14 protein-coding genes are annotated in these 13178 nt (G+C 39.1%); 13 read left to right on the top strand and 1 reads right to left on the bottom strand.

Features of this window, described 5'->3' with window-relative positions; all coding sequences use genetic code 11:
- Window positions 1-22 precede the first annotated feature (22 nt).
- A complete protein-coding gene (locus C233_RS0111890; protein ID WP_018667810.1) occupies window positions 23-373 on the bottom strand; it encodes an SH3 beta-barrel fold-containing protein in 351 nt (116 codons plus the stop codon).
- 1226 nt (window positions 374-1599) lie between these two features.
- Between C233_RS0111890 and C233_RS0111880 the strand changes: the two genes are divergently transcribed.
- From C233_RS0111880 to C233_RS0111820, 13 genes are all read left to right on the top strand, one after another.
- The gene (locus tag C233_RS0111880) at window positions 1600-2172 is read left to right on the top strand and encodes a UpxY family transcription antiterminator (protein WP_018667808.1); all 573 of its coding nucleotides are present in this window, start codon (window positions 1600-1602) and stop codon (window positions 2170-2172) included.
- A gap of 55 nt (window positions 2173-2227) precedes the next feature.
- A complete protein-coding gene (locus tag C233_RS0111875; protein WP_018667807.1) occupies window positions 2228-2689 on the top strand; it encodes a UpxZ family transcription anti-terminator antagonist in 462 nt (153 codons plus the stop codon).
- Between the two features lie 93 nt (window positions 2690-2782).
- Window positions 2783-3418, top strand: a complete 636-nt coding sequence (locus C233_RS0111870; RefSeq protein ID WP_018667806.1) for a sugar transferase — start codon at window positions 2783-2785, stop codon at window positions 3416-3418.
- 31 nt (window positions 3419-3449) lie between these two features.
- Window positions 3450-4658, top strand: coding sequence for a UDP-N-acetylglucosamine 4,6-dehydratase (locus tag C233_RS0111865; RefSeq protein ID WP_018667805.1), 1209 nt, complete (start codon window positions 3450-3452; stop codon window positions 4656-4658).
- A gap of 8 nt (window positions 4659-4666) precedes the next feature.
- The gene (locus C233_RS0111860; protein ID WP_018667804.1) at window positions 4667-5815 is read left to right on the top strand and encodes a LegC family aminotransferase; all 1149 of its coding nucleotides are present in this window, start codon (window positions 4667-4669) and stop codon (window positions 5813-5815) included.
- Window positions 5812-6429, top strand: coding sequence for a NeuD/PglB/VioB family sugar acetyltransferase (locus tag C233_RS0111855; RefSeq protein ID WP_018667803.1), 618 nt, complete (start codon window positions 5812-5814; stop codon window positions 6427-6429). The genes C233_RS0111860 and C233_RS0111855 overlap by 4 nt, the downstream gene beginning before the upstream one ends.
- An 11-nt stretch (window positions 6430-6440) precedes the next feature.
- Window positions 6441-7451, top strand: a complete 1011-nt coding sequence (gene neuB / locus C233_RS0111850) for an N-acetylneuraminate synthase (RefSeq protein WP_018667802.1) — start codon at window positions 6441-6443, stop codon at window positions 7449-7451.
- Window positions 7448-8605, top strand: coding sequence for a UDP-N-acetylglucosamine 2-epimerase (gene neuC / locus C233_RS0111845; RefSeq protein ID WP_018667801.1), 1158 nt, complete (start codon window positions 7448-7450; stop codon window positions 8603-8605). The genes neuB and neuC overlap by 4 nt, the downstream gene beginning before the upstream one ends.
- Window positions 8606-8607: 2 nt before the next feature.
- Complete coding sequence (locus C233_RS0111840; protein WP_018667800.1) at window positions 8608-9330, top strand: acylneuraminate cytidylyltransferase family protein; 723 nt, start codon at window positions 8608-8610, stop codon at window positions 9328-9330.
- Window positions 9327-10238, top strand: coding sequence for a Gfo/Idh/MocA family protein (locus tag C233_RS0111835; RefSeq protein ID WP_018667799.1), 912 nt, complete (start codon window positions 9327-9329; stop codon window positions 10236-10238). The genes C233_RS0111840 and C233_RS0111835 overlap by 4 nt, the downstream gene beginning before the upstream one ends.
- Window positions 10235-10972: an SDR family oxidoreductase gene (locus C233_RS0111830; RefSeq protein WP_018667798.1), complete on the top strand. Its 738-nt coding sequence runs from the start codon at window positions 10235-10237 to the stop codon at window positions 10970-10972. The genes C233_RS0111835 and C233_RS0111830 overlap by 4 nt, the downstream gene beginning before the upstream one ends.
- Window positions 10973-10978: 6 nt before the next feature.
- On the top strand, window positions 10979-12031 hold the full coding sequence (locus C233_RS0111825; protein ID WP_018667797.1) for a nucleotidyltransferase family protein: 1053 nt from the start codon (window positions 10979-10981) through the stop codon (window positions 12029-12031).
- A gap of 33 nt (window positions 12032-12064) precedes the next feature.
- Entirely contained in the window at window positions 12065-13174 is a 1110-nt protein-coding gene (locus C233_RS0111820; protein WP_025068765.1) for an N-acetyl sugar amidotransferase, read from the top strand.
- The last annotated feature ends 4 nt before the right edge of the window (window positions 13175-13178 follow it).

Below are 13178 nucleotides of genomic sequence, written 5' to 3'. Positions count from 1 at the left end.
CCTTTTAATAGTTAGTAATTTTTCAGCATATCGGCCGCCATTCGAGGAAGTTTTCGAGCTGGAAGGTTCTCCATTCCTGCAATTCGATGTCCCAGTATATAACCGTACCTGCGATTCTTGTAATGTCGTATTCTTTTTCGAATGCTTTTTGATAGGGTATCAGTGTTGCTCTGACAAGTTTGAATGTCCCGTCCTGTTTGTGGTAGGCTATGAGCGCCTGTCCGTATTGCATGTAATCTATGAGGCTTTCGATGCGTCCGGCCATCCATGCGGCGCAGTTTTCCGTATAGTTCTTTTCCAGGATGATACGGATTTTCCATAGGTTCAGGGTTGCCTCGTGAAGTGAAGCCGGCTTTTTTTTGTTCATAATCATTTAATTTTGTAGGTTAATACAGATTTGTGTTCAGCGGGGTTCGAGTGGCGGAAAAAAGAAAGATGCCGTTCTTCCTGGGAAAAAACGGCATCTTTACAGTTGTGGCTCAATCCTTGCTAATTGTCAGGCAAAGATAGCTCCTTTCATAATAGCTTGTTCATCATTAATTGCGGGCGGTTTTTACTTATTTTTTATTATGTTTTCTCCTGGGATTTACACACTTCATGTCCTTTAGCAAATCGGTGAGTTCTCCTCTGATAGTGTTGATTGCCAGGGGAGTATCTTCTCTTGTCAGGAATAATCCTTTCTCGAAAAGGAACCTCGCCAAAGTGGTTATTCCGGATGTGGGAGGTACGTTCAGATACCCTTGCAGGTACATTTTCAGGATAACTTTTTCAATGATTTCCCGGTGTTCTTTTATACCCGTAATGGGGGCTCCGGGTTTAGCTCCCCGCTTTTTCCTAATGTCTTGATTTGATGTCGGTTTACTAATCGGTTTACTCTTATTCTTGTTTTTTTTATGCTGTTGAGGAATGTATCTCTTTTCATTTTATTTTTTATTTTATGCCCTTCGATAATTAATGATGAAAAAAAATATGAGCGCCGAAATTAGTTTTTATCGATGAGATGCACAAATAAATGAGGGTATGTATTTTTTGCAGGCGGGTGGGGGAGAAATGCGGCATCGGGAGATGTGTCTGCTGTATTTGACGGGGGAGGGATGTTTTTTAGACGTTCGTTTAATGTGCACAAAGATACGATGTATTTATGAAACGGGCAAAATGTTTAATAAAAATCTTTTCACTCGACTACTTTTCTATATCTAATCAGCTTTGATACAACATATTACCTTCACTAAGAAAATATCACTATTATTCTGCTATTCGTATGAATTCTCTCTTTTGGAAGGCATACGAAACGGGTGTCTTTTAAACGAACGTCTAAAAGATAATTTTTTCTTTTAGTTTATTCGTTTCCAGCCCTTTATAGGCTGATAACTAACATAACTGTTTTTCTACTTCTTTTTCCGCGACGGTAGGAAGTTCTAAAACAATATGGATGCTAACTAAACTATTGGAAATAACTGCATTACATAACTTGACCGGTAGGTACTACGCTACTCCGGTGTCCCTAAAGAACACCCTTTTCACAAGGAGTCGATTATTTCCAATCTTGCGATTATCACAGAATCAATGCCTCGTTTATCAGAAAATACATCTCCTGAGATGCAGCAATGCACCCCAGCTTGCCAATCGCCTGTTGCCAATAGTCAATCGGACGAATGTTGGTTTGCTATCCGCGTCTCTTATAGCCGTGAACTGGCTCTGAAAGCAATTTTGGATGCCGAGAAAATCGAGAATTTCATCCCGATGCGCTATGAATATATCATAAAATCGGGTAAACGTGTCCGTAAGTTGCTTCCGGCCATTCATAATCTCGTTTTTGTCCACTCTACCCGCAAGCGTATAGATACTTTGAAAGACAGGCTCGAATCGTCTATGCCCATACGTTTCATTATGAATCGTGAGCATTGCCGTCCGGTTGTCATTCCCGAAGCGCAAATGCGCAGTTTTATTCTTGTAGCAGGCAGTTGCGACGAAGCCATTCTTTATGTAGAGCCTGCCGAGTTGCATCTCGTCAAAGGGCAGAAGGTACGTATTACCGGTGGTGTTTTCGAGGGTGTAATCGGAGAATTTGTTCGTATCCGCCATGACCGCCGGGTGGTGGTCAATATTGAGGGTGTCATGGCGGTTGCCACTACTTTTATTCCTCCTTCCCTGGTGGAGCCTGTGGAATAATCTTTTTCCTTGTAAATAATTCATAAACATATAATTCATAACTCAATTGACTTCAATGGATTCATTATTTTCCTTAGCCCATCGTCTTCTCACCTACGGGCTTGACGGGAGTCCCATTTATGTGGACGAGTTTACACGTTTGAATCGTGACGTTTACGAGCAGGCCTTGGAGCTTTATGGCACTCGCGGCAAAACTGTGGAGTCCGAAGCTGAACTTTGTCTTGGCCTTTTAGCTGCTTTTGCCGCTACTATTTACGATAACGGCCACAAGCAGCAATATATCCAGAAGGTATTGGACAGGAGTTGGGAAGTGCTTCCCAAACTTCCCGCATCGTTGCTCAAGGTCCAGCTTCTTGTCTATTGCTATAGCGAAGCTTATGATGAGGAGTTGGCACGGGAGGCGCACAGCATCATCGACACTTGGGACAGGTCTTCGCTGACCTTGGAGCAGGTGGATATAATCGATGAACTGAAGAACTTCGAGGAGAACCAGTATCCTTATGAAGTGATAGAATAGCATGGCTTCCAAGACCGAAACGATGTCTTTATCTTATTATTGCTTATTCACCGACCTAAACTATTCGACTATCTAAACTAAGACTTTTATTTTATGGAACCAATAGAGAAAGATGACCATTTCATCCCCGACGGAATGAATGCTTTCGAGCGCAATGTGAAGCGTATCGGCGATTGTTTTCTTGCCCTTTGCGCGCTTATCGTTTTTTCTCCTTTATTCTTGGTTTGTTATATTGCTGTGAAACGCGAAGACGGCGGTCCCGCAATTTTCAAACAGGAGCGTATCGGCAGGTTCGGCCGTCCTTTTAATATTTATAAGTTCCGCAGCATGAAACTGGATGCGGAGAAGTATGGCCCCGCCCTTTATGCCGGTGCCGAAGACCCGCGTATGACGAAAGTCGGTAAATTCCTTCGTGACCATCACCTGGATGAGCTTCCCCAGCTTTGGAACGTATTCTGCGGCGATATGGCTTTCATCGGTCCCCGCCCCGAACGCCAGTTCTTTATAGACCAGATTATGGCTAAAGACCCCCGTTACCGTTACCTGTTCCAGATTCGTCCGGGTGTTACCTCATACGCCACGCTTTACAACGGTTATACCGACACTTTAGAGAAGATGTTGCGGCGCTTGCGTTACGATTTGTTTTATCTGGAGCATCGTTCGTGGGGATTCGACACTAAGATACTGTTTATGACGTTTATGAATATTGTGTTTGGGAAGAAATTCTAGAAATACTAAAGCATATTATAAAAATTGAATTATGATAAATTTGGAACAGTTTATTGCAGATCATGTAATAAACAGACAGAGAAGTATGTTTGCCGAAGATATTGAAGTAAATAAAAAAACTTTGCAAAAAGAGATTGAGAACAAAAGCGTCTGTGTGGTGGGAGGTGCTGGTTCAATAGGTTCTTCCTTTATTAAAGCAATATTACAGTTCAGACCTTCCAAGTTGATTGTCATTGACCTAAATGAAAATGGCTTGGCAGAGCTTACTCGTGATCTCCGTTCTACGTATGGGGTGTACGTTCCCGATGAATACCGTACTTACACATTGAATTTTGCCGATCCAATTTTTGAACGCATTTTTAGGGAAGAAAAGGGATTTGATATCTTTGCCAATTTCTCAGCACACAAACATGTCCGCAGCGAGAAGGACAAATATTCTATTCAAGCTTTAATTGAAAACAATGATATCAAGGCAAAGCGCTTACTTGATTTACTGACCGTTTATCCCCCCAAACATTTTTTTTGCGTATCTACCGATAAAGCAGCCAATCCAGTTAACATTATGGGGGCCAGCAAACGTATCATGGAAGACATGATTATGGCATATACTTCCAAGTTTAAAGTTACAACAGCCCGTTTTGCTAATGTGGCTTTTTCAAACGGCTCTTTACCTGATGGTTGGATTCATCGTGTCATGCGTAAACAGCCTTTGGCTGCTCCAGATGATGTGAAACGCTATTTTGTGTCACCCGAAGAAAGCGGACAAATTTGTATGTTGGCTTGCATTTTGGGCAAGAGTGGGGAAATCTTTTTTCCAAAACTTGGAGAGAAACAAATGTTGACATTTTCAGCCATTTGTGATGAGTATGTAAAGATGCTTGGTTGTGATAAAAAACAATTTTCTACAGATGAAGACGCTAAGAAATTTGCACAGGAAATGCCGTTTGAAAGTAAAGAATACCCGGTTGTTTACTTTAGAAGTGATACTACGGGCGAAAAGGCATACGAGGAATTTTATGTATCCGGTGAAAAGCTGGATATGAACCGTTTCAAAAGTTTGGGCGTGATTGAAGAAGTGAAAAAACGCCCGATGGAAGAAATTGAGCATTTCTTCATTGAGATGGAGGAAATTTTCAATAAGCCATCGTTTACTAAAGAAGAAGTCATTTGCGCTATCAGGCGGTTTATCCCCAATTTTGAACACGAAGAGAAAGGTAAAAATTTAGATCAAAAAATGTAATCATTATCATGTATAGTCAAGTAACCGATTTTGTCCACCAACTGTTCGGGACATCAGAAACAGTACCTTTGCATGCCCCGCTTTTCATCGGAAATGAAAAGAAATATCTGAATGAATGTATTGACACTACTTTCGTTTCTAGTGTTGGCAAGTTTGTTGACCGCTTTGAGGAAGAGATTGCAACTTATACCGGTGCCCGTAAAGCTGTTGTTTGTGTAAGTGGTACTAATGCACTTCACATGGCCATGTTATTAGTTGGAGTTGAACGTGATGACGAAGTACTGACACAGGCACTGACTTTTATTGCCACATGTAATGCAATTAGTTATATCGGTGCTCATTTGGTATTTATTGATGTGGATATGGAAACGTTGGGGCTGTCACCGAAGGCTGTAAAAAACTGGTTGGAGAAAAATGCGGAATTAAAAAAAGGAGTGTGCTATAATAAAAATACTGGGCGTCGTGTAAAGGCTTGTGTGCCTATGCATACTTTCGGACATCCAGTAAAAATGGATGAATTGGTTCAGATTTGTAATGAGTGGCATCTTGAACTGGTAGAAGATGCTGCTGAAAGTATCGGAAGTCTGTACAAAGGAAAACATACCGGAACCTTTGGTACGGTTGGTGTCATCAGTTTCAATGGCAATAAAACCATTACGACCGGTGGTGGCGGTATGCTGTTGGTTCAAGATGAGGAATTAGGCAAACTGGCCAAACACTTGACAACACAGGCTAAAGTTTCTCATCGTTGGGCTTTCGTGCATGATCATATAGGCTATAACTATCGCATGCCGAATATCAATGCGGCATTAGGATGTGCTCAGTTAGAGAACCTTGACTGTTATATAGAAAACAAGCGGGAAACAGCCCAAATCTATGCAGATTTTTTCAAAAATATCTCGAACATTACATTCTTTACCGAACCAGAGAACTGCCGTTCTAACTATTGGCTGAATGTGGTGATGTTGAAAGACAAGGTTGCACAGCAGGATTTTCTGGAATATACTAATGACCATGGTGTTATGACTCGTCCGGTATGGGAACTGATGAGCCGCTTGGAGATGTTCAAGCATTGCGAAACGGATGGGCTGAAGAATACGGAGTGGCTGGCTGACAGAATTGTAAATATACCGAGTAGTGTAAGGCTGAAAGTATGAAACCGTTAATTCTTATTGGCGGTGGCGGTCATTGTCAGTCAGTCATTGAAGTGGCAGAAAGTGCAGGGCGTGCAATTTGTGGTATACTTGACATGCCTGAAGCGGTAGGAGAAAAGGTACTTGGTTATCCTATAATAGGGACTGATGATCAAATAACCGATTATTTGCAGACCTGTGAATTTGTAATAACAGTCGGGTTCATTAAGAATCCTTCTTTGCGTATCAAATTATTCAATCGGGTATGTGAAGCAGGAGGCACATTGGCGACTTTGATTGCCGCTACAGCTTATGTATCCTGTCATGCCTGCCTGGGAGCGGGAACGGTTGTTATGCATCACGCTTTTGTCAATGCGGGTGCAATAGTTGGAGAAAATGTGATTATCAATACCTTTTGCAATATTGAGCATGGAGTCTATGTGGGCAATCAATGTCATATTTCTACGGGAGCGATGGTGAATGGTGACTGCAAGATAGGTAACAGTTGTTTTATCGGCAGTCAATCAGTATTGACCAATGGGGTCAGTTTATGTGATGATGTTGTAGTGGGAGCGGGAAGCTTGGTACGAAAAAGCGTTATCAAACCGGGAGTGTACTCAGGAAATCCGGTTATATAGAAGATTAAGAAATGAAAACAGGCGTATTAATCATAGCAGAAGCAGGGGTCAATCATAATGGCTCACTTGAATTGGCTAAAAAACTGATTGATGAAGCTGCAGCAGCAGGTGTTGACATAATCAAATTTCAGACATTCAAAGCTGAGAAGCTGGTTTCTCGATTGGCAAAACAAGCTGAATACCAACAACGCAACATCGGTAAGGTCGGTGACAGCCAGTATGCTATGCTGAAACATCTAGAACTAGGTACTGACCAGCACGAAGAACTGATAGCTTACTGTCGTAAGAAAAACATCCGTTTTTTCTCTACAGCTTTTGATATGGATAGTATCGATTATCTTCATTCCTTGAATTTGGGACTATGGAAAGTTCCTTCAGGTGAAATAACCAATTATCCCTATTTAAAAAAAATAGCTCAGTATAAAGAGCATGTTATTTTATCGACTGGCATGTGTGAGTTATCAGATATAGCAGCAGCTCTTCACGTCTTGTTTGATAATGGAGTGAAGAAAGAACAAATCACAGTCCTCCATTGCAATACAGAATACCCTACTCCCATGAAGGATGTCAATTTGAGGGCTATGCTTGAAATAGAGAGAGAATTTGGAGTCAATATTGGATATTCTGACCATACAGAGGGAATCGAAGTACCTATTGCAGCAGTAGCACTTGGTGCTACCGTGATAGAAAAGCATTTTACACTTGATAGGAATATGGAAGGGCCGGATCATAAAGCTTCTCTCGAGCCTCAGGAGTTATATGCTATGGTGAGAGCCATTCGTAACGTTGAACAAGCTTTGGGAGACGGACATAAGGTCGTTTCTACTTCTGAACAAAAGAACATTGAGATTGCCCGTAAAAGTATTGTGGCAGCTTGTCATATTCGAAAAGGGGAGTTGCTGACTGAAAAGAATTTGACGGTGAAACGTCCAGGAAACGGTGTTTCACCTATGCGTTGGGAAGAAGTTGTAGGTACATATGCCAACCGTGATTATCAAGAAGAGGAGATGATTGAGTTATGAGAAAAATTTGTGTGGTAACGGGTAGCCGGGCTGAGTATGGTCTGTTGAGTGGACTGATGAAAGCCATTCAAGAAAATGCAAGCTTACAGCTGCAGATAATAGCCACCAACATGCATCTTTCACCCGAATTCGGACTGACTTATAAAGAAATAGAACGGGATGGCTTTCGGATAGACAAAAAGCTGCAGATGTTATTGTCTGGTGATACGTCGAATGCTACGACCAAATCAGCAGGACTTGCTACTATTGGCTTTGCAGATGCATACGAAGATTTGCAACCGGATTTGATTGTTGTGTTAGGTGACCGTTATGAAATACTAGCAGCTGTTACAGCTGCTTTGTTTTTCAAAATTCCGGTGGTCCATTTGCATGGTGGTGAGATAACTGAGGGTGCATATGATGACTGTATCCGGCATGCTATTACCAAAATGAGTCACTTGCATTTTACCAGTACAGAGGCTTATCGCCAACGGGTCATTCAGTTAGGTGAACAGCCGGAACGTGTGTTTTATGTAGGTGCTATAGGAGTTGAAAATATAAAACGTGTACCGCTCCTTTCCAAACGCGAGCTGGAAGAAAGTTTGCATTTCACTTTGGGTAACAAGGTCCTTATAGTGACTTATCATCCGGTTACTCTTGAAAACCATACCGCAGCATCCCAATGTCAAAATTTATTAGATGCACTAGATGAATATTCTAATTATAAAGTCATATTTACTCTTCCGAACAGTGATACAGACGGTCGTATCATTATTCAAATGGTTCATGAATATGTATCCCAACATTCGGATAGATGTATATCCATTCCGTCATTGGGTTTGAAGCGTTATCTTTCTGCTTTGAAATACGTGGACGCTGTTATTGGAAACTCTTCAAGTGGTATAATCGAAGTTCCTAGTTTTGGAATTCCGACACTGGATATTGGTAACAGACAGAAAGGACGAATTACTGCAGAAAGCATAATCCATTGCGGAACCGCTCAGAAAGATATTGTTGAAGGTTTGAGGAAAGTATTGTCTGAAGAACAGAAAATAGTAGCAAGAAATTGTAAGAATCCGTATGACAAAGAAAATACTATAAAAAACATATTGAATGTAATAAAAAATTATCCATTAAGTAGTTTGATTCAAAAATCATTTTATAATATTGAATAGTAATGAATATTTTAGTTACTATCTGTGCACGTGGCGGTTCCAAGGGGATTCCAGGTAAAAACATTAAATTGATCAATGGAATTCCGTTGATTGGTTACACTATTAAGGTGGCACATAAGTTTAAAGAGCATTTTAAAAATGTAGAGATTGCGCTTTCGACCGATTCAGATGAAATTATGCAAGTATCCCAGTCATGTGGTCTCTATTCTGATTATAAACGTCCCGATTATTTGGCTAACGATACGGTCGGAAAAATCGATGCAATAAAGGATATTGTATTGCATTCCGAAAAGAAAAACAACTGTACTTATGATTATGTGCTTGATTTGGATGTAACCTCTCCATTACGGACATTGCAGGATCTGACAGATGCTTTTGAACTTATCCGGAAAGATGAACATGCAATCAATTTGTTTTCTGTCAGTGAGGCTGGACGAAGTCCCTATTTTAATATGGTGGAGCAAAAGCCAAATGGATATTATGCACAGGTAGTAAAACCAAAAAACAATGTCTTTACACGCCAGTCCGCTCCCAAATGTTATGATTTAAATGCTTCGTTCTATTTCTATAGACGTCGTTTCTTTGATGAAGGTTACAGAGGAGCTATAACGGATAAATCCTTGATATATGTAATGCCTCATACATGTTTTGACATGGATCATCCGATTGATTTTGAAATAATGACTTATCTCTTGAGTAACAGAAAACTGGATTTCATGTTATGAAAGTACTGATAATAGGTTTAGGCTCTATTGGTCGGAAACATATTGCAGCTTTGCGCCGATATGTACCTGATGTGGAAATTTATGCTCTACGTTCTGATATAAAATCATTTCCTTATGAAGATGTTACCGATTTTTATCAGTGGGATGAGGCATTGAAACTATCTTATGATTTCGTGATTATCTCCAATCCGACTTCTATGCACCGTTCTACGATTGAAAAACTTCAGGCACTCAATATTCCGTTATTTATTGAAAAGCCATTGTTTGATAGTTTGGAAGGTAGACATCTGGTAGAAAAGTTATGCAAAAAACAAATACCAACTTATGTTGCCTGCAATTTGCGGTTTCTGGAAGTATTGCGTTCACTTCATAAACGGATAGAAAATAGTATTGTTAATGAAGTCAACGTTTATTGTGGTTCTTATTTGCCGGACTGGCGTCCTGGCATAGATTATCGCACTTGTTATAGTGCCATACCTGAAATGGGGGGAGGTGTACACATTGATTTGATTCACGAACTTGATTATATCTATTGGTTTTTTGGTAAGCCGAACAAAGTTCATAAAGTGTTTACGCATAAATCATCCTTGGGTATCCATGCTTATGATTATGCCAACTATTTGTTGGAATATAGAAATTTCAATGTAAATATTACACTTAATTATTATCGTAGAGATAGCAAACGGACTTGCGAGATTGTAACTTCAGAAAATACTTTTACAGCAGATTTATTGCATGGAACGATAACTGATGGACAAGGACAAGTTATTGATGAGTATAGTCAACGTATTTCAGATACATACAATGATCAAATGTATGACTTTTTAAAAATGTTAAGGTCGGGTGATTTTGGCTTTAACACTGCCGAAGATGCATATAATGTCTTAAAAATTTGTTTGGAATCATGATATTGGAAAATAAAGTTGTTATCGTTATTGGTGGTTGTGGTTTGATTGGTCGTGAAATTGTCAAAGATGTACGAAAAAAAGGTGGTATCTGCATTAATGCGGACATTTCCACTGAAACCGATTGGGATAAAGGAGAATATAAACTGGATATGACCGTCTTTCCTGAAATTGAGACAATGATTTATGCTGTAAAAGAAAAATATGGCAGAATAGATGGTGTTGCCAATAGTGGTTATCCACGAACAAAAGATTGGGGAGTTTTTTTTGAGAATGTTCCTTTGGAATCATGGCAAAAAAATGTAGATATGCAACTTAATACTTGTTTCTTTATCTGCCAAAAAGTTCTTGAAATCATGAAGGAACAAGGCTTTGGTTCCGTTGTTAATTTGGGTTCTATCTATGGAGTCGTTGGTAATGACTTTACTATTTATGAAGGATATGGCGGTACTTCTCCTGCGGCTTATACAGCCATAAAAGGAGGAATTATTAACTTTTCCCGTTATTTGGCATCATATTATGGGAGGTATGGAGTGCGCGTGAATGTTGTATCGCCGGGTGGTATCATAGATAAACAGCATCCTTCTTTTATAGAACGCTATTGTGAAAAATCACCTTTAAAAAGAATGGGGCGTCCTGAAGAAATAGCTCCGGCAGTATCTTTTCTGCTATCTGATGAGTCTTCATTTATTACGGGGCATAATTTAATGGTCGACGGTGGTTGGACAGCAATTTGAATAGTAATGGATAGTAATAATGTACATATAATCTCCCAACAGCAAACACTTCTTGATGCACTCAAACGTATTAATGATATAAAAAATGCCCCTTTAGTACTCTTTGCTGTGGATGAACAAAATCGTATGTGTGGTACTATCACGGATGGTGATATACGTAGAGCTTTGATAAAAGGGCTGAATGTCGATGATAAAATATTTAAAGGGATGCATCGTAATTTCAATTTTCTTCGTAAGGGAGAGAATGATGATGTCGCCAATTTGCATCGTCAACGTGAAATGAGGATGCGATTAGTGCCTATTCTTGATGCTGAGGACCGTGTATGCGAGATTATCAATTTAGAGAAATATCGTACTAAACTTCCTATTGATGCTGTACTTATGGCTGGTGGAAAAGGAGAACGGCTTCGTCCTTTGACTGAGAAAATCCCTAAACCACTTATTAAAGTGGGGGACAAATGTATCATTGATTATAATGTTGATCGTTTACTTACTTATGGAATAAATCATATTTCGGTTACAATCAATTATTTAGGAGAACAGATTGAACAGCATTTTCAGGAAGAACGGGAAGGAGTGAAGATTGCTACGGTACGTGAGCCTAAATATCTTGGAACCATTGGTAGTATCAAGTTTGTACAAGTTTTCTATAATGATTCTGTGTTGGTAATGAATTCCGATCTTTTTACAAATATTGATTATGAAGACTTTTATCTTCACTTTTGCCAGCATGATGCTGATATGAGCGTTGCTTCTGTTCCTTATGTAGTTAAAGTACCTTATGGGGTTTTTAACCTTGAAGGTCGCGATATAAAAGGGGTATTGGAGAAACCTACTTACAGTTATTATGCTAATGCTGGGATTTACTTGATAAAAAAAGAATGTCTCAGCCTTATTCCTGAAAATATTCTTTTTAACGCTACAGATTTTATGGATAAGTTAATAGCTACTCGGCATAAAGTTATTCGTTATCCCATATCTGGTTTGTGGATTGATATTGGTCAACACGATGAGTTGGCACGTGCTAAAGAGATAGTAAAACATATAAAGGGTTTTTAAATCAAAATATAAATTGTTTTAACAGTAAGAAATATGAAATATTGTACTAAATGTGTGATGCCTGATACAAGACCGGGTATCACATTTAATGAAAATGGTGTTTGTTCTGCTTGTCAAAGTTATGAACATAGAAAATTGGTAAACTGGGAGGAGCGTTGGAAAGAATTTGAGTTACTTTGTAATAAGTATCGTGGTATGAATGGTCCGAATGGTTATGATTGTATGATAGCGGTAAGTGGTGGGAAAGATAGTCATTACCAAGTATATCTGATGAAAGTTATTATGAAGATGAATCCTTTGTTGGTTTCAGTCGAGGATAATATGCCTATGACAGAGGCGGGGAAACACAATATTAAAAATATTTGTGCAGCTTTTGGATGTGACTTGATTTCTATGAAACCTAATATACAGGCTCAAAAGAAGGTTATGCGTTATACTTTTGAGAAATATGGTAAGCCTACTTATTTTGTTGACAGATATATTTATACATATCCTCTTCATATGGCCGTGAAGTTTAATATTCCTTTACTTGTTTATGGTGAAAATGTAAGTTGGGAATACGGAGGGATAGGGACGGATAAAGTAGAAACTTATTCTGCTAAAGGGCAAATAACAAATGGTGTTGGTGGTGGTATTGATACACAAGAAATTGTTGACGCTACTGGCATTAGTGAAAAAGATTTGAACTTTTTTGAGCCACCTACACTACAAGAAATGGAGTATTTGGATCCTATTTATATCAGTTATTTTATTCAATGGAATAGTTTTAAGAACTATGAGATAGCTAAACGTTATGGTTTTCATGATTTAACTCACGAATGGAATAGAACTCATCATATAGAACAAATGGATCAGATTGATAGTCGCGCATATTTGGTACACTCATGGATGAAATATCCAAAATTTGGTCATGCTTCAGCTACGGACTACGCAGCACGTATGGTTCGATATGGTATGATAACACGAGAAGAAGCCTTTAAATTGGTTAAAGAACATGATCATACTCTTGATCCCTTATGCGTAAGAGATTTCTGTGAATTTTTAGGTTATACAGAAACGGAATTCTGGGATATTGTTGACAAACTGTATAATACAGATTTATTTTATAAGGATGAAAAAACATATCGTTGGGTATTAAAATAATCAA

It is taken from the genome of Bacteroides gallinarum DSM 18171 = JCM 13658 (assembly GCF_000374365.1).
GTDB lineage: Bacteria > Bacteroidota > Bacteroidia > Bacteroidales > Bacteroidaceae > Bacteroides > Bacteroides gallinarum.
This window is presented reverse-complemented; position numbering and strand designations above follow the sequence as displayed.

Bases quoted from the DNA above. Each gene is read 5' to 3' on its own strand.
- neuB (WP_018667802.1), top strand. From the start codon at position 6,441: ATGAAAACAGGCGTATTAATCATAGCAGAAGCAGGGGTCAATCATAAT.
- C233_RS0111825 (WP_018667797.1), top strand. From the start codon at position 10,979: ATGGATAGTAATAATGTACATATAATCTCCCAACAGCAAACACTTCTT.
- neuC (WP_018667801.1), top strand. From the start codon at position 7,448: ATGAGAAAAATTTGTGTGGTAACGGGTAGCCGGGCTGAGTATGGTCTG.
- C233_RS0111835 (WP_018667799.1), top strand. From the start codon at position 9,327: ATGAAAGTACTGATAATAGGTTTAGGCTCTATTGGTCGGAAACATATT.
- C233_RS0111880 (WP_018667808.1), top strand. From the start codon at position 1,600: ATGCAGCAATGCACCCCAGCTTGCCAATCGCCTGTTGCCAATAGTCAA.
- C233_RS0111820 (WP_025068765.1), top strand. From the start codon at position 12,065: ATGAAATATTGTACTAAATGTGTGATGCCTGATACAAGACCGGGTATC.
- C233_RS0111875 (WP_018667807.1), top strand. From the start codon at position 2,228: ATGGATTCATTATTTTCCTTAGCCCATCGTCTTCTCACCTACGGGCTT.
- C233_RS0111860 (WP_018667804.1), top strand. From the start codon at position 4,667: ATGTATAGTCAAGTAACCGATTTTGTCCACCAACTGTTCGGGACATCA.
- C233_RS0111865 (WP_018667805.1), top strand. From the start codon at position 3,450: ATGATAAATTTGGAACAGTTTATTGCAGATCATGTAATAAACAGACAG.
- C233_RS0111830 (WP_018667798.1), top strand. From the start codon at position 10,235: ATGATATTGGAAAATAAAGTTGTTATCGTTATTGGTGGTTGTGGTTTG.
- C233_RS0111890 (WP_018667810.1), bottom strand. From the start codon at position 373: ATGATTATGAACAAAAAAAAGCCGGCTTCACTTCACGAGGCAACCCTG.
- C233_RS0111855 (WP_018667803.1), top strand. From the start codon at position 5,812: ATGAAACCGTTAATTCTTATTGGCGGTGGCGGTCATTGTCAGTCAGTC.
- C233_RS0111870 (WP_018667806.1), top strand. From the start codon at position 2,783: ATGGAACCAATAGAGAAAGATGACCATTTCATCCCCGACGGAATGAAT.
- C233_RS0111840 (WP_018667800.1), top strand. From the start codon at position 8,608: ATGAATATTTTAGTTACTATCTGTGCACGTGGCGGTTCCAAGGGGATT.